Below are 17,157 nucleotides of genomic sequence, written 5' to 3' on the forward strand. Positions count from 1 at the left end.
GCCTGCCGTCAGTGCGCCGCCGCGTCCCAGTTCGCGCCGCGGCCGACCTGCACGTCGAGCGGCACCCGAAGGTCGGCCGCACCGGCCATGCGGGCGCGCACGATCGCCTCGAGCGCGTCCCACTCCCCCGTCGCCACCTCGAAGATGAGCTCGTCATGCACCTGGAGGAGCATCCGGGATTCGAGCTTCTGGTCGATGATGTCGCCGGCGATGCCGAGCATCGCGACCTTCATGATGTCGGCCGCCGAGCCCTGGATGGGCGCGTTCAGCGCCTGACGCTCGGCGTTCTCGCGCATGACGCGGTTGGTCGAGGTGAGGTCGGCGAACGGGCGGCGACGGCCGAAGATCGTCTCGGTGAAGCCGTCCACGCGGGCCTGCTCGACCACGTTTCGGAGGTAGTCGCGCACAGCGCCGAAGCGCTCGAAGTAGTCGGTCATCAGCTGGCGCGCCTCCGACGTCTCGATGCGCAGCTGCTTCGAGAGGCCGAATGCGGACAGTCCGTAAGCGAGGCCGTACGACATCGCCTTGACCTTTGTGCGCATGGCCGGGGTGACTTCGGCCGGGGTGACGCCGAAGACGCGGGAGCCGACGAAGCGGTGCAGGTCTTCTCCGCCGTTGAACGCCTCGATCAGGCCCGGATCCTCCGACAGGTGCGCCATGATGCGCATCTCGATCTGCGAGTAATCCGCGGTCAGCAGCGTCTCGAAGCCCTCGCCCTGCGTGAACGCGGAGCGGATCTCGCGACCCTCCTCGGTTCGGATCGGGATGTTCTGGAGGTTCGGGTCGTTCGACGAGATACGACCGGTGCTCGTGCCCGTCTGGTCGTAGGTCGTGTGGATGCGGCCGTCCGACTCGACCGAGCGCTCCAGCGTCTCGACGATCTGCTTGAGCTTCGTCGCGTCGCGGTGCTGCAGCAGCAGGCCGAGGAACGGATGCGGGTTCTTCTCCTGCAGGTCCGCCAGCGACCCGGCGTCGGTGGAGTAGCCGGTCTTGGTCGCGCGGGTCTTCGGCATCCCCAGCTCCTCGAACAGCACCTGCTGCAGCTGCTTCGGGGACCCGAGGTTGAGCTCGTGGCCGACCTGCGCGTACGCCTGGGCAGCGTAGTCGTTGGCCTTGTCGGTCAGCTGGCCGCGCAGGCGCGCGAGCACCGCGGAGTCGATAGTGACGCCGTTCAGCTCCATCTCGGCGAGCACGGCGACCAGCGGCAGCTCGATGTCGTCCAGGACGCTGCGGGTGCCCTCGTCGAGCGCGATCGCCTGGCCCTCGGCGACGCGGCGGATGAACCACGCCTCGGTCGCCGGGCTCACGGCGTCGTTGATCGGGACGAGCTGGTTCGGGTCGGAGACCGGCAGGGTCTCGCCCAGCACCTCGTACACCTGCTCGGCGAGCGACTGGGCCGCCGCCCCGGGGTTCACGAGCCAGGATGCGATGCGCGTGTCGAACGCGAGGCCGTCCACCACGAAGCCGGCGCGGCTCAGCGCCTTGAACTGCGGCTTGGCGTGGAAGAAGTACTTGGGAGCGCTGCTCGCCAGCCACTCCTCCAGCGCCGCGTAGTCGGGCCGGCCGGGCACCCACGGCACGAAGACGCTGTCGTCGGCGGTCGCCAGGCCGAAACCGGAGATGCCCGCTGGGCCGAGCTCCAGCTGGACGGCGACGGCCGCGCCATCGGCCGACGCCTTCGACAGCCAGTTCGCCAGCTCCTCGTCGACCATCGTGCGGACGGCCGGCGCGGTGACCGCGCCCGCGTCACCGACCTGGGCCGACGCCGCGACGCCGTCGAGCATCCCCTCTTCTGCCGCCGTCTTCATCAGCCGCTCGAGCAGCGTCTTGAACTGGAGGCGCGCGAAGATGTCGCGCACGGCGTTCTCGTTGAGCGGCTTGCGCTCGAGGTCGGCCGGCCCGATCGGCAGCTCGACGTCGTCGCGCAGCTGGTTGAGGCGGCGGTTGCGGAGCGCGTTCTCCTTCTGGTCGCGGAGGTTCTGCCCCACGACGCCCTTGATCTCGTCCGCGTGGGCGACGATGTTCTCGACCGTGCCGTACTGCTGGACCCACTTGACGGCGGTCTTCTCGCCGACCTTGTCGATGCCGATCAGGTTGTCGCTCGTCTCTCCGACCAGCGCCGCGATCTCGGGGTACTGGTACGGCTCGATCCCGTACTTCTCGCGCACGGCGGCGGGGTCGTAGACCTTGAGCTCGGAGACGCCTCGCACGTTCGGGTAGAGCAGGGTGACGTCGTCGTTGACGAGCTGGATGGTGTCGCGGTCGCCCGAGACGATGAAGACCTTGTAGCCCTGCTCGGCTCCCTGGCGCGCGAGGGTGGCGAGGATGTCGTCGGCCTCGAAGTCCTCTTTCGCGATCGTCCTCACGTTCATCGCGTGCAGCGCCTCTTCGAGCAGCGGCACCTGGCCGGCGAACTCGGACGGGGTCTCGCCGCGCGTGCCCTTGTACTCGGGATATTCCCGGGTGCGGAAGGAGTAGCGGGAGATGTCGAAGGCGACCGCGAGGTGCGTCGGCTTCTGCTGCTGCAGCAGGTTGATGAACATCGCGATGAAGCCGTGGATCGCGTTCGTGTGCTGACCCTCGCGGTTCACGAAACTGTCGACGGGGAGGGCGTAGAAGGCCCGGAATGCCAGCGAATGGCCGTCGATGATCAGAAGGGTAGGCTTTTCGGAGTCTGACACCAGCCCAGCCTACAAGGGGCCGGTGACAGTCCAGACGACCGTCAGGAGAGGCCGAGGATGACCGAGGACGCACTCGCGTACGTGCAGCAGAGGGGCTCGGCGCACTGGCCGAGAAGATGGGCATCGAGATGCTCGAGTTCACCGTTGACCGCGCAGTCGCGCGCATGCCGGTGGAGGGCAACACCCAGCCCGCGGACCTCCTGCACGGCGGCGCGTACGTGGTGCTCGGCGAATCGCTCGGGTCGATGTCGGCGAACCTCTGGGCCGGCGAAGGGCGCCTCGCGGTCGGGATCGAGATCAACGCCTCGCACACCCGCTCCGCGACCAGCGGCTACGTGACCGGCGTGTGCACGCCTATCCACCTCGGCCGGACGTTGGCGACGCACGAGATCGCGGTGACGGACGACAAGGGCCGCCGCTGCTCCACGATCCGCATCACGAACCTGATCAAGGACCTGTAAGGCCCCCGCGCCCCTACTTCTTGGGCGCCAGCTGCTCGATGATCGCCTGGGCGACGTCGTGCATGGTGAGACGGCGGTCCATCGACGCCTTCTGGATCCAGCGGAACGCCTCCGGCTCCGACAGGCCCATCTTCTCGTTGAGGAGGCCCTTCGCGCGGTCGACCAGCTTGCGGGTCTCGAAGCGCTGAACCATGTCCGACACCTCGGCCTCGAGGGCGATGATCTGCTGGTAGCGGGCCAGCGCGATCTCGATCGCAGGCAGCAGGTCGTTCGGCGTGAACGGCTTCACCACGTAGGCGAGGGCGCCGGCCTCGGTCGCGCGCTCCACGAGCTCCTTCTGGCTGAACGCCGTCAGCAGGACGACCGGGGCGATGTGGTCCTTCGACAGCCGCTCTGCGGCCGAGATGCCGTCGAGCTGCGGCATCTTGACGTCCATGATCACCAGGTCCGGGCGCAGCTCGGTGGCGAGTGCGACGGCGGTCTCGCCGTCTCCGGCCTCACCGACCACCTCGAAGCCGTTGTCGCGCAGGATCTCGACGATGTCGAGGCGGATGAGGGACTCGTCCTCCGCGACGACGACGCGGCGGGGTGCGGTGGGGGTGGTCGGTTCCTGGTCAGTCACGAGCAAAATCCTACGGTATCGTTCAGGTGTTGTTGTGCGCCGCCGTGGCGGAATGGCAGACGCGGAGCACTCAAAATGCTTTGTCCGGAAGGGCGTGTGGGTTCGAGTCCCACCGGCGGCACGACTCTCTAGATGCGGGCGCCGACGACGGTCGCGGCGAAGCGGCGGGCGCGTTCGGCCAGCCCCTCGATGCGCTGCTCGACCACCAGATCGGCGTCGAATCCGACGTACGACGGCGGCGGAGTGCGGCGGACATTGGCGCTGCACTCGAAGGCGCCGCAGACCAGCGTGCCCACGGTGTCACCATTGCGGCCAGGGGCTCCGGCGCGCCGCGCCGACCAGAACCAGACGTCGTTGGTGAGGTGCACGTCCTGGCACCAGCCGCACATCGACGGCGCGTGCGACCGCATGCTGGCCTCAGAGGCGCGGAGCACGATCCCGACGGGGCCGTCGTCGGTGGGGATGACGACGTAGCCGCGCTGCGGCAGCCGCGGGTCGCGCCAGCCGAGGTATTCGCGGCGGGACCAGTCGACCTCGTGCAGGCCGGGCGGCATCGGAAGCTCCTCGGCTTCGCTGCGGGAGCAGTTGACGAACGACTCGCGGATCTGCTGCGGGCTCAGGATCTCCATGCGCACCTCCTCGTCCCATGCTCGCACAGGTTTCGGGAGGCACCGCTTGACCCTGCCCCACGGGTCAAGGCTTAGCCTGCCGCCATGACCACGATCGAGAGCGTCACCGACGCCCGCTTCCAGGAGGATGTCCTCGCCGCCCCGGGCACCACCGTCGTCGAGTTCTGGGCGGAATGGTGCGGGCCCTGCCGGGCGCTGACGCCCATCCTGGAGCAGCTGCAGGACGAGCACGCGGACCGAATCCGCATCCTCAGGATCAACGCCGATGAGAACATGGACACGACGGTCGCGTACAAGGCGCTCGCCCTGCCGGTCATCAAGGTGTTCCAGAACGGGGAGGTCGTGAAGACGATCATCGGCGCGAAGCCGAAGCCCGCGATGGAGATGGAGCTGGCGCCGTTCCTCAGGTGAGGTCGTCGTAGGCGCCGCTCACCCAGCCGATGTACCGGTCGGCCGAGCGCAGCACGGCGCCGCGCGCATCCTCCGGGATCACGTTGCCGAGGTTGCCGTACATCCGCTCGAACGGCCGGTCGCACACGGCGTCGGCGACCCGGCGCACCACGGGCGCCGACAGCGGGATGTCGTTCGGGAAGCTGCGCTGGAACGTCACCCAGCGCTGCGACGGCCCTGGGAAGACGGTGTCGCCGCTGAGCACGACGCCGCGATCCCAGTGGACGACAGCGCTGCCCGGGAAGTGGCCGCCGATCGTCCGCAGGGTGACGCCGGGCAGCACCTCCACCTCGCCGGTCCACGTCTGGATGGCGGCGTCCTCGCGCTGCACCCAGTGCCGGTCGGCGGCGTTGACGAGCACCGGAGGGTCGCCGAGCATCCGGGACCACGTCACCTGCGCGCCGAACATGTGCGGGTGGCTGGTGGCGATCACGGCCGCGCCGCCGAGGTCCTGCACCGCTGCGGCGGCGGCCTCGTCGACGTAGCCGGTCGGGTCCCAGAGCAGGTTGCCGTCGGGCGTGCGCAGCAGGATGCTCTGCTGCCCGATCCCGACCTTCGGCTCGCTGCGCAGGCCGTAGAGGTCGGGCTCCAGCTCGGTGACGACCACGCGCTCGCCCTCGCGCTGCAGCCGCTGCAGCGTGGTCCACTCCTGGCCGGTCGGCGGCACGTACTGCCGCTCGTCCTCGCAGATCGGGCACGAGGCGGGTGGATGCTCCGCCGTTCCGTACTCCACCGCACAGGTCGCGCACAGCCACTCCGCCATGCCTCGACCCTAGCGCGGCGGAATAGGCTGCCACGAGGACGGATTGGAGTGGATGTGAAACGCATCGGGTTCCTCAGCTTCGGGCATTACCAGCCCATCCCCGGCTCCGTGTCGCGCACCGCGGCGGACGCCCTCACCCAGACCATCGAGCTCGCCGTCGCCGCCGAGGAGCTGGGCGCGGACGGCGCATTCGTCCGCGTCCACCACTTCGCGCCGCAGCTCGCGTCGCCGTTCCCGCTGCTGGCGGCGATCGGCGCGCGCACCAAGCGGATCGACATCGGCACGGCCGTGATCGACATGCGGTACGAGAACCCCCTCTACATGGCCGAGGACGCGGCGGCCGCCGACCTGATCAGCGGCGGGAGGCTGCAGCTCGGCGTGAGTCGCGGGTCACCCGAGACGGCGCTGCGCGGGTCGGAGTCGTTCGGCTACGTCCCGGCCGAGGGCGAGACGGACGCGGACATGGCGCGCCGGCACACGGAGCTGTTCCGCGCAGCGATCGCCGGTGCGGGCGTCGCCGAGGCGAACCCGGCCATGACCGGCGGCCAGCGCGGCGCGCTCGCGATCGAGCCGCAGTCCCCCGGGCTCCCCGACCGGATCTGGTGGGGCGCCGGCACGCGCGCGACCGCCGTCTGGGCGGCCGAGCAGGGCATGAACCTGATGAGCTCGACCCTGCTCACGGAAGACACCGGCGTCCCGTTCTCCGACCTCCAGTACGAGCAGCTGCAGCAGTACCGCGAGGCGTGGAAGACCGCCGGCTGGGAGCGCGAGCCGCGCGTCTCGGTGAGCCGCAGCATCCTGCCGATCACCACCGACCTCGACCGCCGCTACTTCGGCGCATCCGCCCTCGCCGACCGCCACGACCAGGTGGGTCACCTCGACGGCGGCCTCGCCCGGTTCGGCAAGAGCTACGTCGGCGAGCCGGAGCAGATCGTCGAGGAGCTGCGCGAGGACGCCGCGGTCGCGGACGCGGACACCCTGCTGGTGACCGTGCCCAACCAGCTCGGCGTCGAGTACAACGCGCACCTGCTCGAGACGATCGTGATGCAGATCGCCCCCGCGCTCGGCTGGCGGGACTGAACCCCGGTTCGGGCGTTTGTACCCCGAACGCGGCATAGACGATACCCAGGAAATTGGGATGATTGACGTACTGCGCACCCGAAGCTGCAGTACTGCAATGGATCTGCTTCCGAAGGGTGTGCCATGGATGGCCGTCGTCTCCGCTCCGTGTTCGTCTCCACAGCGCTCGCCGTCGCTCTCGGCGGGTCGCTCCTCGCGGCCGCACCGGCGTCGGCCGTGACCGCGCGGGTCGACAGCGGCACCACCGCCTCCTCGGCCATCACCGGGATGTGGGCGTGGGGCAACCCGATCGACCCGGCCGTGGACGCGCGGGGCGAGGGGATGCCGCAGTTCGAGCCGCAGGCGCTGGCGCAGTTCGCGGCGGCGCACCAGCTGAAGACGGTGTTCCTATCGGTGCCGTGGGCCGCCGACGAGGGGCCGTTCTCGGCGTGGCTGACGGACGCCGTGGCGGCGTTGCACGCGGTCGGCGTGACGAAGGTGGCCGCGCTCGGCGGCGACCCTGCCTGGGCGGACGACCCGTCGCTCGCGGCGCAGTGGACGACCGCGGCGCTTCGTGCCGCGCCGTTCGACGCCGTGCAGTTCGACGTCGAGCCGTGGGTGGTGTCCTCGGACAGCGAGTTGCCGGCGGTGGTCGCGAAGCTCCAGGCCATGTACGACGCCGCACGCGTGGCGGCCGGTTCGGTGCCGGTCGGTGCGGACCTGCCGTGGTGGCTGGCCCTCAAGCCGCAGCCGGGAGGCGGCACCGCCTTCGACGCGCTGCTCCCCCACCTGAAGTCGGTCGCGATCGTCGCGTTCAGCGACCATGCGGCCGAGACGGACGGGATCATCACGTACGCGAAGCCGGCCGCGACCGCCGCTGCGGCGAAGCGCATCCCGTTCTCGATCGGCGTCGAGACCGACACGCCCGAGGTCGCCGGCGGCCCCGCCGCGACCTTCGGCGACGACACCGCGGCCCTGCTGGAGTCGGAGACGGCGAAGGTGCGCACGGCGCTCTCGTCGCTGCGCGGCTACGGCGGCGTGACCGTCGAGCACCTGCGCAGCTGGCAGGACCTCCTCGCCCGCTGACTCTCCCTTCGGTGAAGTGCAGCTAGTTGCGGTCGACACGCCGTAGAACTGCGCAACGACCTGCACTTCACGGGGTGGTCAGGCGGCGTCGGCGGCGGCCTCCAGCGCGGCGATGTCGAGCTTCCGCATCCGGAGCATGGCCTGGTTGGCGCGGGCCGCGCGTGCGCGGTCCGGGTCGGACTGCAGCTCCAGCAGCCGCCGCGGGACGATCTGCCAGCTGACGCCCCACGGGTCCTTCAGCCAACCGCACATGCTCTCCTCGCCGCCGTCCGCGGTCAGCGCCTCCCACAGCCGGTCGACCTCCGCCTGGTCGTCGCACAGCACCGACAGCGAGAACGCCTCGGTGAAGCCGTTCGCCGGCCCGGTGTTCATCGCCTGGTACTCGACCCCGTCGAGCGTGAACCGCAGCACGATCAGGCCCTCCGGCATCCCTTCCCCGTAGCGCTGGACCTCCAGGATCTCGGAGTTCGGGATGAGGGACGTGTACAGGGCCGCCGCCTCCTCCACCCCGCGCTCGAACCACAGGAACGTGCTGACCTTCTGCATGGGAGCCCCCTCACACCGTCGTGGATGCGGCCCATGGTAGCCGCGCGGAGTAGCGTTGCTCCGTGTCGATCGCATTCTCCAGTTACATCGCCATCGGGGACAGCTTCACGGAGGGCGTCGGCGACGACCTCCCCGACGGGCGGGTGCGCGGCTGGGCCGACTTCGTCGCGCTCGGGATGGCCGCGGCGTCGCCCGAGCCGTTCCGCTACGCGAACCTCGCGGTGCGCGGCCGCAAGCTCGGGCCGATCGTGGCGGAACAGGTGGAGCCGGCGATCGCGCAGCATCCCGACCTCGTCAGTCTCAACGGCGGCGGCAACGACATCATGCGCCCGCGGGTCGACATCGAGGGCGTGGCGAAGACGCTGATGGATGCGGCCGACCGCGTGGTCGCATCCGGCAGCCACATGCTGCTCCTCAGCGGCGCGAACCCGAGCGCGCACCTCCCGCTGGGTGGACTCATGCGGCGCCGCGGCGAAGAGCTCGCGGTCGCGGTCCGCGCGATGCTGCCGCGCGACGGCATCACCTTCGTGGACAACTGGGCCGACGAGGGCCTGGAGGACATCCGCTACTGGTCGGCCGACCGCCTCCACCTCGGTCCGCTGGGCCACGCGCGCGTCGCGAGCAACGTGCTCACGGCGCTCGGCGTCCCGGTGCCCGAGGAGTGGGGCGTCGCGGAGGTCGCGGCCGCCCCGCCCGGAGAGCGCACCCGGCGCACCGCCGACTACTACCGCCGCTACGTGCTGCCGTGGATCGGGCGCAGGCTCACCGGCCGCTCCTCCGGCGACGGCCGCGCCGCGAAGATCGCCACCCTCACGGTCGTCGACCCCACCTCCGCCCAGCCGCTCTAGCGATCCAGGGGACGCAACACGCCGTTTTGGCACGGGCGTGACGGCGTGTTGCGACCCATGGATGCCAGCACGAGGCGGGCGACGGCGGTGGGATGCTCGACGTGCGCGAAGTGGCCGGTGCCGGGCAGGACGACGGTGCGCCACCCGGGGATGAGCGCCGGCAGGCGCGCGTCGTCGCGGGCCGGGACGAACACGTCGCGGTCACCCCGGATCGCCAGCACCGGGCAGTGGATGCGCGCCCACCGCTCCCCTGCCGGGTAGGCGCGCGCGGCGGTGACGGCGCGCACGAACGCGGCGGGGCGCAAGTCACGCGCCAGCTCGTGGACGACTCCCGGCACCCGAACGCTGAAGAGCGGCGACACGAGCACCCGGAGCAGCCCCCACCGGTCGAGGGCGCGCACGAACGCCGGGCCGCCGCGGCCCAGCGCCGCCAGCACCCGCATCCCGGCCAGCAGGAGGACGAGCGGCGCGTACCGCAGCAGCATCCCGCCCCGGGTCAGCCGGTCGGCCCGCGCCCCGAACACCGTCGCCGACACGACCACCACGCTCTCGGTCGCCTGCGGCTCCCGCACCGCCAGTTCCAGCGCGACGAACCCGCCGAGCGAGTGCCCCACCACCCGCCATCGCCGGTAGCCGAGCGCGCGCGCGACCTCCGCCACCGCCTCCGCCAGCACCCCGGCATCCAGCGTCGACGGCTCCGCAGGCGACGCGCCCCAGCCCGGAAGGTCCGGCACCACCAAATCCGGCACCGGGCCGCCGCGCTCCGCCTCCAGCGCCGCGATCAGCGGCCGCCAGGTCGTCCACGATCCGGCCGCGCCGTGCAGCAGGATGGTCGCGACCGACTCCTCCGGCGGGAGTTCACCTGCCGTTCGGTGCACGGCCACCGCCCCGGCATCCGTCTGCACGATCGTCTTTTCCACGCCTGTTGTTCGGAGCGGACCGGCCGTAGGATGCGCGACAAGCCGCCCACGAACGACGTACCCGCCTGCCGCGGCGGCCGGACCGGAGGAGCACATGACCGACACGACCGAGATCCGCGGACACGACCTCAGCGAGGAAACCCTCGACCGGCTCGACGCCTGGTGGCGTGCCGCCAACTACCTCTCCGTCGGCCAGATCTACCTGCTCGACAACCCCCTGCTGCGCCGGCCGCTCGGCCGCGACGACATCAAGCCCCGCCTGCTCGGTCATTGGGGCACCACCCCGGGCCTCAACTTCATCTACGCGCACCTCAACCGCGCCATCCAGGAGCGCGACCTCAACACGCTGTTCGTCGCCGGCCCCGGACACGGCGGCCCGGGCGTCGTCGCGAGCGCCTACCTCGACGGCACGTACAGCGAGCTCTACAACACCATCGACCAGAGCGAGGACGGGCTCCGCCGCCTCTTCCGCCAGTTCTCGTTCCCCGGCGGCATCCCGAGCCACGCGGCGCCGCAGACGCCCGGCTCCATCCACGAGGGCGGCGAGCTCGGCTACGCCCTCTCGCACGCCTACGGAGCCGCGTTCGACAACCCCGACCTGCTGGTCGCCGCGGTCGTCGGCGACGGCGAGGCCGAGACCGGGCCCCTCGCGACAGCGTGGCACTCGAACAAGTTCCTCAATCCGGCGCAGGACGGGGTGGTGCTGCCGATCCTGCACCTCAACGGCTACAAGATCGCCAACCCGACCGTGCTCGCGCGCATCCCGGAGTCCGAACTGCTCGATCTGATGCGCGGCTACGGCTACACGCCGTTCATCGTCTCCGGCGGCTTCGACGGCGAGGACCCGCGCGCCGTGCACGAGCGCATGGCCGCGACCCTGGACGAGATCCTGGATCGCATCGCCGAGATCAAGGATGCGGCGAGCGCCGGCACCCTCGACGGACGCCCGGCGTGGCCCATGCTCATCCTGCGCACGCCGAAGGGGTGGACATGCCCCGCGGAGATCGACGGGCATCCGACCGAGAACAACTGGCGCTCGCACCAGGTGCCGCTCGCGAACGCGCGCGACACCGAGGCGCACACCCGGCTGCTGGAGGAGTGGCTGAAGTCGTACCGCCCGGAGGAGCTGTTCGACGAGGAGGGGCGCCCGGTGGAGCTGGTGTCCTCGCTCGCGCCCCGCGGCGAGCGCAGGATGAGCGCGAACCCGGTGGCGAACGGCGGCCTGCTGCGTAAGGACCTGAGGTTGCCGGACTTCCGCGACTACGCCGTCGACGTGTCCACTCCCGGCGACACCGTGGCGGAGGCGACGAAGGTGCTCGGCGAGTGGTTCCGGGATGTGATGGCCGCGAACCCGCACGACTTCCGGCTGTTCGCCCCGGACGAGCTCGCGTCCAACCGCCTGCAGGCCGTGTACGACGACACGAGCAAGCAGTGGAACGCCGAGTACCTGCCGATCGACTCGGACAACCACCTGGCCCCGACCGGCCGGGCGATGGAGGTGCTGAGCGAGCACCAGTGCCAGGGCTGGCTGGAGGGGTACCTGCTGACCGGGCGGCACGGGGTGTTCACGTCGTACGAGGCGTTCATCCACATCGTCGACTCGATGTTCAACCAGCACGCGAAGTGGCTGAAGTCGGCGGGCGAGGTGTCGTGGCGGCGTCCTGTCGCATCCCTCAACTACCTGCTCAGTTCGCACGTGTGGCGGCAGGACCACAACGGCGCCTCGCATCAGGACCCGGGCTTCATCGACCACGTCGTCAACAAGAAGGCGGACGTGGTGCGCGTCTACCTGCCGTTCGACGCGAACACCCTGCTGTCGACGTACGACCACTGCCTGAAGTCGGTGGACTACGTGAACGTCGTGGTCGCGGGCAAGCAGCCGTCGCCGCAGTGGCTGAGCATGGAGGACGCGATCGCGCACTGCACGCGCGGCATCGGCATCTTCCCGTGGGCGGGGACCGAGGTGGAGGGCGAGGAGCCGGACGTGGTGCTCGGCTGCGCGGGCGACATCCCGACGCTGGAGACCCTGGCCGCGGCCGACATCCTGCGCCGCCATCTCCCCGACCTGAAGGTGCGGGTGGTGAACGTCGTCGACCTGATGCGGCTCCAGGACGCGCGCGAGCATCCCCACGGCTTGACCGACCGGGAGTACGACGCGCTGTTCACCACCGAGAAGCCGGTCATCTTCGCGTATCACGGGTATCCGTGGCTCATCCACCGCCTCACCTACCGCCGGGCCGGTCACGACAACCTGCACGTGCGCGGCTACAAGGAGGAGGGCACGACGACGACGCCGTTCGACATGGTCATGCTCAACGACCTCGACCGGTTCCACCTCGTGATCGATGTCATCGATCGGGTGCCGGGGCTCGCCTCGCGGGAGGCGGGGCTCCGCCAGGAGATGCAGGATGCGCGGCTGCGGGCGCGCCAGTACACGCGCGAGCACGGGGAGGACATCCCCGATGTCGCCGAGTGGAAGTGGGGCGGCGGAGAGCGGACCACGCGGATCGACACCACGGGCGGGGACAACGATTGACGGGTCCGGCGTCGTCGGGGGTCGCCGTTAGAGTCGACGCATGAGCGACATCGTGGTCCGCCCGGCCGACGCCTCCGTCTGGAGCGAGCTGGAGGTGGTGTTCGGTACGCGCGGCGATCCCTCGGGGTGCTGGTGCCAGTGGTTCAAGGTGCCGGGGTCGCAGTTCCGCGAGCTGTCGCGTCCGGAGCGCGCCTCGCGGCTGCACGAGCAGGTGGAGGCGGGAACGCCCGGCGTGATCGGCTGGGTCGACGGGGAGCCAGCCGGATGGGCGGCGGTCGAGCCGTATTCGGCCTACCCGAATCTGCGGCGCTCGCCCATCACCAAGCGGGTGGAGGGCGACCCGGAGGACCCGTGGGCGGTCACCTGCTTCGTGGTGCGGCTGGAGTTCCGGAACCGGGGGCTGTCGCGGGCGCTGCTCGACGGCGCGGTGGAGCACGCGCGCTCGCAGGGCGCCGACGTCGTGGAGGGGTATCCCGTCGACCCGGAGGTGCGGCCGTCGCTGTCGAACGCCGAGCGGTTCCACGGGACGGTGTCGCTGTTCCGCGACGGCGGGTTCGAGGTCGTCCGCCGGCCGAGCGCGACGCGGGCGATCATGCGGCGGACGGTGTGACGGGAACGGCGACGGTCCCGGCGCTGGCGCGCCGGTAAGCTCGATCGGGTGAGCTCCACCCGTCGCGACCGTCTCGTGGGAGCGAGTACCCAGGTCGCGACGGAGGTCAGCATCAACTTCGGCTCGGCGGTCGCCGGGTTGCTCATCCCGGTTGTCGGGTCGATCGTCGTCGTCGCCGCCCGCCAGGTGGTGACCGCCGCGGCCGTGCTGCCGTTCTACCGGCCGAAGCGCGCCGAGCTGACGTGGACGCGGCTCTGGCCCGCGCTGGCGCTCGGCGTGGTGCTCGCGGCGATGAACCTCAGCTTCTACGAGGCGGTCGGCCGGCTCGGGCTCGGGATCGCGGCGACCATCGAGTTCCTGGGTCCCTTCGCACTCGCGCTGGTCGGGTCACGGCGGCTGCTGGATGCGGGATGCGCGGTCGCCGCAGCGGCGGGCGTCTTCCTGCTCACGGCGACGGAGGGCGCGATCGACCCCTGGGGCGTCGTGCTGGCGCTGACCGCGGCGGCGGCCTGGGCGGCGTACATCCTGCTGACCCGCCGGGTCGCGATGCGGCTTCCAGGACTGGAGGGGCTGAGCGTCGCGAGCGTCGTCTCCACGGTGCTGACGGTCCCGCTCGCCCTGATCGTCGTCGACTACTCCAAGCTCGACCTGCGCATCCTGCTCATGCTGCTCGCCCTCGGCGTGCTGTCGTCGGCGGTGCCGTACAGCCTGGACACGTTCATCCTGCGCCGGCTCACCCCGCGGCTCTACGCCGTGATCACGAGCTTCGGTCCGGTCGTGGCGACGATCTTCGGGGTCATCGTGCTGGGCGAGCGTTTCACGGTCGTCCAGCTGGTCGGCATCCTCGTCGTGTGCGCAGCGGCGGGCATCACCATCGCGACGCAGCGCGATCAGCCGCGCTCCGAGCTGGAGCAGACGGCCGAAGCAGTGCCGTGACCCGGTGGCGGTCGGCCGTCAGGACAGGATGTCCTTCGTCGTGAACCGGCCGATGGCGAGGGCGCCGAAGACGGCGATGTAGCCGAGCTGCAGCAGCGCGTTCTGGCCGAACGAGTCCCACGAGATCGGGTCGCGCAGGAAGTCGCCGAAGCCCAGCCAGTAGTGACTGAACAGCCACGGGTGCAGGCCCTCCAGCTGCGGGAGCTGGTCGAGCACCTGCGAGATGACGGCGAGCACCGCGGTGGCTGCCATCGCGCCGACCGGGACGTCGGTGAGCGTCGACAGGAACAGCCCGATCGCGCACAGGCCGAGCAGCGACACGACGATGTAGAGCGCGATGAGCAGCATCCGCAGGTACGCCTCCCCGAGGCTCACCTGCACGCCGGACAGCAGCGTCACCGGTCCGATCGGGAACAGCAGCATCCCGATCAGCGCGCCGGCGAGCGCGACGACGAGCGCCGCAGCGACGCAGAAGACCGCGCAGCCCACGTACTTGACGCCGAGCAGGCGAAGCCGGCCCGCAGGCGCGATCACGAGGTAGCGGAGGGTGCCGTGGCTCGCCTCCCCCGCGATCGTGTCACCGGCGACCACGCCGATGGTCAACGGGAGGAACAGCGGCACGCAGACCACCAGGGCGGTGAACGCGACGAACAGGCCGTTGCTGCTGATCTCGCTGAGGAACGCGGGCCCGCGCGAGCTGCCCCCGGTGATCCGTACGGCGACGGCGATCAGGATGGGGACGGCCGCGAGGGCGGCGAACATCGCGTAGGTGCGCCACCGGCGGAACATGACCGAGATCTCGGAGCCGAGCAGCGCCCATCCCCCGACGGACGCTCCCGGCGCGCGGCGACGGACGCCGGCACGGCGGGCGCGGTGGCGGTCAGCTCACTGCTCGACATCGAAGCCCTCCCCGGTCAGCTCGACGAACCGCTCCTCGAGACTCGACGCGCGCACCGCGAAGCCGCGCAGCCGCACGCCATCGCCGACGAGGGCGGCGGCGAGCTGTTCGGCGGGCGCAGCATCCGCGGGGAGAGCCGCCTCCACGCCACCAGCGGCGGTCTCGGCGGTCAAGCCGAAGCGCGCCAGCACGGACGCGGCGAGCGAGGCATCCGGCGTCTCGACGGCCACCCGCGGCCCGGAGCCGCGCCGTAGGTCGTCGAGCGACCCCTGCGCGACCAGCCGCCCGGCGCGCATGATCGCGGCGTGCGTGCAGACCTGCTCGATCTCGGCCAGGAGGTGGCTGGAGACGAACACGGTCGTCCCCTCATCGGCGAGCGAGCGGACCAGCGTGCGCACCTCGCGCGTGCCCTGCGGGTCGAGGCCGTTGGTCGGCTCGTCCAGTACGAGCAGGTCGCGGTCGGTGAGCAGCGCGCCGGCGATGCCGAGCCGCTGCTTCATGCCGAGCGAGTAGGCGCGCACGTGCTTGCCCGCCGCGTGCGAGAGGCCGACGCGGTCGAGCGCAGCCTCCACCCGCGCGCGGCGCGTCGCACCGGGCGCGTAGCGGTCGGCGGTGTCGCGACGGATCAGGTTGGCCGTGCCCGACAGGTACGGCGCGAACGCCGGGCCCTCGACCAGAGCGCCGACGCGCGGGAGGACGGTCGCTCCTCGACCGGGCATCGCCTCGCCGAGAACACGGATGGAGCCGGCCGACGGCGAGATCAGCCCGAGCAGCATCCGGATGGTCGTGGTCTTGCCCGAGCCGTTGGGTCCGAGGAACCCGAACACCGAGCCGCGCGGAACGTGCAGGTCGAGGCCGTCGACGACCGACCGCGACCGGAAGCGCTTGGTAAGGCCGCTGGTCGCGATCGCCGCGTCGGTCACTGCGCGGGCGCGTTCGCCGCGGCCTGCAGCGACGACACCGGCACGGCGCCGGCCAGCACGCGGCCGTCGGAGGTGATCAGCACGGAGAGCAGCGAGGCGCTGAGCGCGCGTCCGCCGTCCACCGGCTGCGTCAGCTGCGCGAACAGCGGATCGTCGGCCACGGACGCCGGTACGGAGCCGGCGGGCAGGGAGACGACGGTCGACCATCCCTCGCCGGTGACGGTCGGCTTCGGGTGCGTACCCTTGGCGGCGGCCGCGTCCTCGCGGGTCGGCAGCTTCTGCTCGGTCACGGTCGCGCCCTTCGGCGGCGTGAACGAGAACACCGAGGCGTCCGGCTTGTCGGTGCTGAACGCGGTGAAGCCCGCTTCGAACGCCGGGGAGCTCTCTCCGCGTGCCGTGACGGCGACCTTCAGCGGGATGCCCGTCTTGCCGTCGACGGCGATCGAGACCGAGCCGACCAGGGTCGCATCGGTCTTGGGGGTGAGCACGAGGTCGTAGGCGTCGCGGTCGGCGACCTTCACGGGGTCGCCGAGGGTGACCTTCGTGAAGGGGTCGACGGCGGCCAGGAACCGCTGCGCGAGCTGCGACGGCGTGAGCGAGGTCGCATCCGGCGTCGGGGCCTTCTCCTCGTGCGCGGGGATCGCCGCGTGCGTGACGTTCTCGCCCTTCGAGTCGTACAGCCAGAGGTCGGAGCCGTCGCGGTACGCGTCGCGCTCGGCCAGGCTGTCGAGCACCTGGACACGGACCTTCGCCGGGCCGTCGACCCACACCTTCGCGGTGTGGTCGGCCAGTGCCAGCTCCAGCGCGTCGGTCGCGCTCCGATCCTGCGAACCGCTCGACGTGGACGGGAGGCTCGGCAGCCCCAGCTCGGACGTCTGCTCGACGGTGCCGGAGAACGACCGGGTGTCGCTCGCGGCGACGAGCCGGAGCACATCCGACGGCGACTTCACGGGCAGATCGGTCGCCCCGGCGGCCAGCGGCGTGACGACCACGGCGGCCGCGATCGCGACGGGGACGACGACGGCCGGCGCCCAGCGGATCCAACGGTGTTCCATAGCCCGAGGATACGCGCGCGGAGGGCGCTCCGACCCTCCGGATTGCCTGGGGAAACCGGAGTTCATCCCCCGGTCGGACGTGGCGTCATCCCGTGGTCGTACATGCAGAAGGGCCCCGCCGCAGCGGGGCCCTT

17 protein-coding genes and 1 tRNA gene are annotated in these 17,157 nt (G+C 71.0%); 9 read left to right on the plus strand and 9 right to left on the minus strand.

What is annotated here, in order from left to right:
• Positions 1-8 precede the first annotated feature (8 nt).
• Positions 9-2,681 carry a DNA polymerase I gene (gene polA, locus ACRAWB_RS07075; protein WP_431352661.1) on the minus strand — a complete coding sequence of 891 codons (2,673 nt, stop codon included), beginning with the start codon at positions 2,679-2,681 and terminating at the stop codon, positions 9-11.
• A 116-nt stretch (positions 2,682-2,797) separates the two neighbouring features.
• Between polA and ACRAWB_RS07080 the strand changes: the two genes are divergently transcribed.
• A complete protein-coding gene (locus ACRAWB_RS07080) occupies positions 2,798-3,142 on the plus strand; it encodes a hotdog fold thioesterase (protein WP_431352662.1) in 345 nt (114 codons plus the stop codon).
• Positions 3,143-3,155: 13 nt separating this feature from the next.
• Here the strand turns inward: ACRAWB_RS07080 and ACRAWB_RS07085 are convergent, their stop codons facing one another.
• Entirely contained in the window at positions 3,156-3,764 is a 609-nt protein-coding gene (locus tag ACRAWB_RS07085; RefSeq protein ID WP_064109160.1) for an ANTAR domain-containing response regulator, read from the minus strand.
• A gap of 38 nt (positions 3,765-3,802) precedes the next feature.
• Here ACRAWB_RS07085 and ACRAWB_RS07090 point away from each other — a divergent pair.
• Positions 3,803-3,885 (plus strand) — tRNA-Leu (locus tag ACRAWB_RS07090).
• Positions 3,886-3,892: 7 nt separating this feature from the next.
• Here the strand turns inward: ACRAWB_RS07090 and ACRAWB_RS07095 are convergent.
• The gene (locus ACRAWB_RS07095) at positions 3,893-4,393 is read right to left on the minus strand and encodes an FBP domain-containing protein (RefSeq protein WP_363809149.1); all 501 of its coding nucleotides are present in this window, start codon (positions 4,391-4,393) and stop codon (positions 3,893-3,895) included.
• A gap of 84 nt (positions 4,394-4,477) precedes the next feature.
• Between ACRAWB_RS07095 and ACRAWB_RS07100 the strand changes: the two genes are divergently transcribed.
• Entirely contained in the window at positions 4,478-4,804 is a 327-nt protein-coding gene (locus tag ACRAWB_RS07100) for a thioredoxin family protein (RefSeq protein ID WP_431352663.1), read from the plus strand.
• On the opposite strand, the gene ACRAWB_RS07105 is transcribed toward ACRAWB_RS07100, so the two are convergent.
• Positions 4,797-5,606, minus strand: coding sequence for a hydrolase (locus ACRAWB_RS07105; protein ID WP_431352664.1), 810 nt, complete (start codon positions 5,604-5,606; stop codon positions 4,797-4,799). The genes ACRAWB_RS07100 and ACRAWB_RS07105 overlap by 8 nt on opposite strands.
• Before the next feature lie 48 nt (positions 5,607-5,654).
• On the opposite strand from ACRAWB_RS07105, the gene ACRAWB_RS07110 reads away from it, so the two are divergent.
• Both ACRAWB_RS07110 and ACRAWB_RS07115 read left to right on the plus strand, forming a co-directional pair.
• Positions 5,655-6,686, plus strand: a complete 1,032-nt coding sequence (locus ACRAWB_RS07110) for an LLM class flavin-dependent oxidoreductase (protein ID WP_431352665.1) — start codon at positions 5,655-5,657, stop codon at positions 6,684-6,686.
• Positions 6,687-6,809: 123 nt separating this feature from the next.
• Positions 6,810-7,751, plus strand: coding sequence for a hypothetical protein (locus tag ACRAWB_RS07115; RefSeq protein ID WP_431352666.1), 942 nt, complete (start codon positions 6,810-6,812; stop codon positions 7,749-7,751).
• Between the two features lie 78 nt (positions 7,752-7,829).
• Here the strand turns inward: ACRAWB_RS07115 and ACRAWB_RS07120 are convergent, their stop codons facing one another.
• Positions 7,830-8,297 (minus strand): VOC family protein, encoded by a 468-nt coding sequence (locus tag ACRAWB_RS07120; RefSeq protein WP_431352667.1) that lies wholly within the window; start codon positions 8,295-8,297, stop codon positions 7,830-7,832.
• Between the two features lie 62 nt (positions 8,298-8,359).
• Here ACRAWB_RS07120 and ACRAWB_RS07125 point away from each other — a divergent pair, with 62 nt between their 5' ends.
• Positions 8,360-9,145 carry an SGNH/GDSL hydrolase family protein gene (locus ACRAWB_RS07125; protein ID WP_431352668.1) on the plus strand — a complete coding sequence of 262 codons (786 nt, stop codon included), beginning with the start codon at positions 8,360-8,362 and terminating at the stop codon, positions 9,143-9,145.
• Here ACRAWB_RS07125 and ACRAWB_RS07130 read toward each other — a convergent pair.
• Complete coding sequence (locus tag ACRAWB_RS07130) at positions 9,142-10,065, minus strand: alpha/beta fold hydrolase (protein WP_431352669.1); 924 nt, start codon at positions 10,063-10,065, stop codon at positions 9,142-9,144. The two genes, ACRAWB_RS07125 and ACRAWB_RS07130, sit on opposite strands and share 4 nt — an antisense overlap.
• A gap of 94 nt (positions 10,066-10,159) precedes the next feature.
• On the opposite strand from ACRAWB_RS07130, the gene ACRAWB_RS07135 reads away from it, so the two are divergent.
• From ACRAWB_RS07135 to ACRAWB_RS07145, 3 genes are read left to right on the plus strand one after another with little or no spacing between them, the layout of a single operon-like run.
• Positions 10,160-12,601, plus strand: coding sequence for a phosphoketolase family protein (locus ACRAWB_RS07135; RefSeq protein ID WP_431352670.1), 2,442 nt, complete (start codon positions 10,160-10,162; stop codon positions 12,599-12,601).
• Positions 12,602-12,641: 40 nt separating this feature from the next.
• Complete coding sequence (locus tag ACRAWB_RS07140) at positions 12,642-13,211, plus strand: N-acetyltransferase family protein (RefSeq protein WP_431352671.1); 570 nt, start codon at positions 12,642-12,644, stop codon at positions 13,209-13,211.
• Positions 13,212-13,259: 48 nt separating this feature from the next.
• Positions 13,260-14,147 carry an EamA family transporter gene (locus ACRAWB_RS07145; protein WP_431352672.1) on the plus strand — a complete coding sequence of 296 codons (888 nt, stop codon included), beginning with the start codon at positions 13,260-13,262 and terminating at the stop codon, positions 14,145-14,147.
• 18 nt (positions 14,148-14,165) lie between these two features.
• Here ACRAWB_RS07145 and ACRAWB_RS07150 read toward each other — a convergent pair whose 3' ends face one another.
• The 3 genes from ACRAWB_RS07150 to ACRAWB_RS07160 all read right to left on the minus strand — a co-directional run bounded on the left by ACRAWB_RS07150 (position 14,166) and on the right by ACRAWB_RS07160 (position 17,023).
• The gene (locus ACRAWB_RS07150; RefSeq protein WP_431352673.1) at positions 14,166-14,936 is read right to left on the minus strand and encodes an ABC transporter permease; all 771 of its coding nucleotides are present in this window, start codon (positions 14,934-14,936) and stop codon (positions 14,166-14,168) included.
• 96 nt (positions 14,937-15,032) lie between these two features.
• A complete protein-coding gene (locus ACRAWB_RS07155; RefSeq protein WP_431352674.1) occupies positions 15,033-15,968 on the minus strand; it encodes an ABC transporter ATP-binding protein in 936 nt (311 codons plus the stop codon).
• Complete coding sequence (locus tag ACRAWB_RS07160) at positions 15,965-17,023, minus strand: LolA family protein (RefSeq protein WP_431352675.1); 1,059 nt, start codon at positions 17,021-17,023, stop codon at positions 15,965-15,967. Before ACRAWB_RS07160 ends, ACRAWB_RS07155 begins: the two co-directional genes overlap by 4 nt.
• Between the last annotated feature and the right edge of the window lie 134 nt (positions 17,024-17,157).

This window comes from Leifsonia poae (assembly GCF_050632865.1).
In the GTDB taxonomy this organism is placed as follows: domain Bacteria; phylum Actinomycetota; class Actinomycetes; order Actinomycetales; family Microbacteriaceae; genus Leifsonia; species Leifsonia poae_B.

Excerpts from the sequence above, each read along its gene's own strand:
- ACRAWB_RS07080 (WP_431352662.1), top strand. The coding sequence starts at position 2,798 with ATGGGCATCGAGATGCTCGAGTTCACCGTTGACCGCGCAGTCGCGCGC.
- ACRAWB_RS07095 (WP_363809149.1), bottom strand. The coding sequence starts at position 4,393 with ATGGAGATCCTGAGCCCGCAGCAGATCCGCGAGTCGTTCGTCAACTGC.
- ACRAWB_RS07100 (WP_431352663.1), top strand. The coding sequence starts at position 4,478 with ATGACCACGATCGAGAGCGTCACCGACGCCCGCTTCCAGGAGGATGTC.
- ACRAWB_RS07105 (WP_431352664.1), bottom strand. The coding sequence starts at position 5,606 with ATGGCGGAGTGGCTGTGCGCGACCTGTGCGGTGGAGTACGGAACGGCG.
- ACRAWB_RS07115 (WP_431352666.1), top strand. The coding sequence starts at position 6,810 with ATGGATGGCCGTCGTCTCCGCTCCGTGTTCGTCTCCACAGCGCTCGCC.
- ACRAWB_RS07120 (WP_431352667.1), bottom strand. The coding sequence starts at position 8,297 with ATGCAGAAGGTCAGCACGTTCCTGTGGTTCGAGCGCGGGGTGGAGGAG.
- ACRAWB_RS07135 (WP_431352670.1), top strand. The coding sequence starts at position 10,160 with ATGACCGACACGACCGAGATCCGCGGACACGACCTCAGCGAGGAAACC.
- ACRAWB_RS07140 (WP_431352671.1), top strand. The coding sequence starts at position 12,642 with ATGAGCGACATCGTGGTCCGCCCGGCCGACGCCTCCGTCTGGAGCGAG.
- ACRAWB_RS07150 (WP_431352673.1), bottom strand. The coding sequence starts at position 14,936 with ATGTTCCGCCGGTGGCGCACCTACGCGATGTTCGCCGCCCTCGCGGCC.
- ACRAWB_RS07160 (WP_431352675.1), bottom strand. The coding sequence starts at position 17,023 with ATGGAACACCGTTGGATCCGCTGGGCGCCGGCCGTCGTCGTCCCCGTC.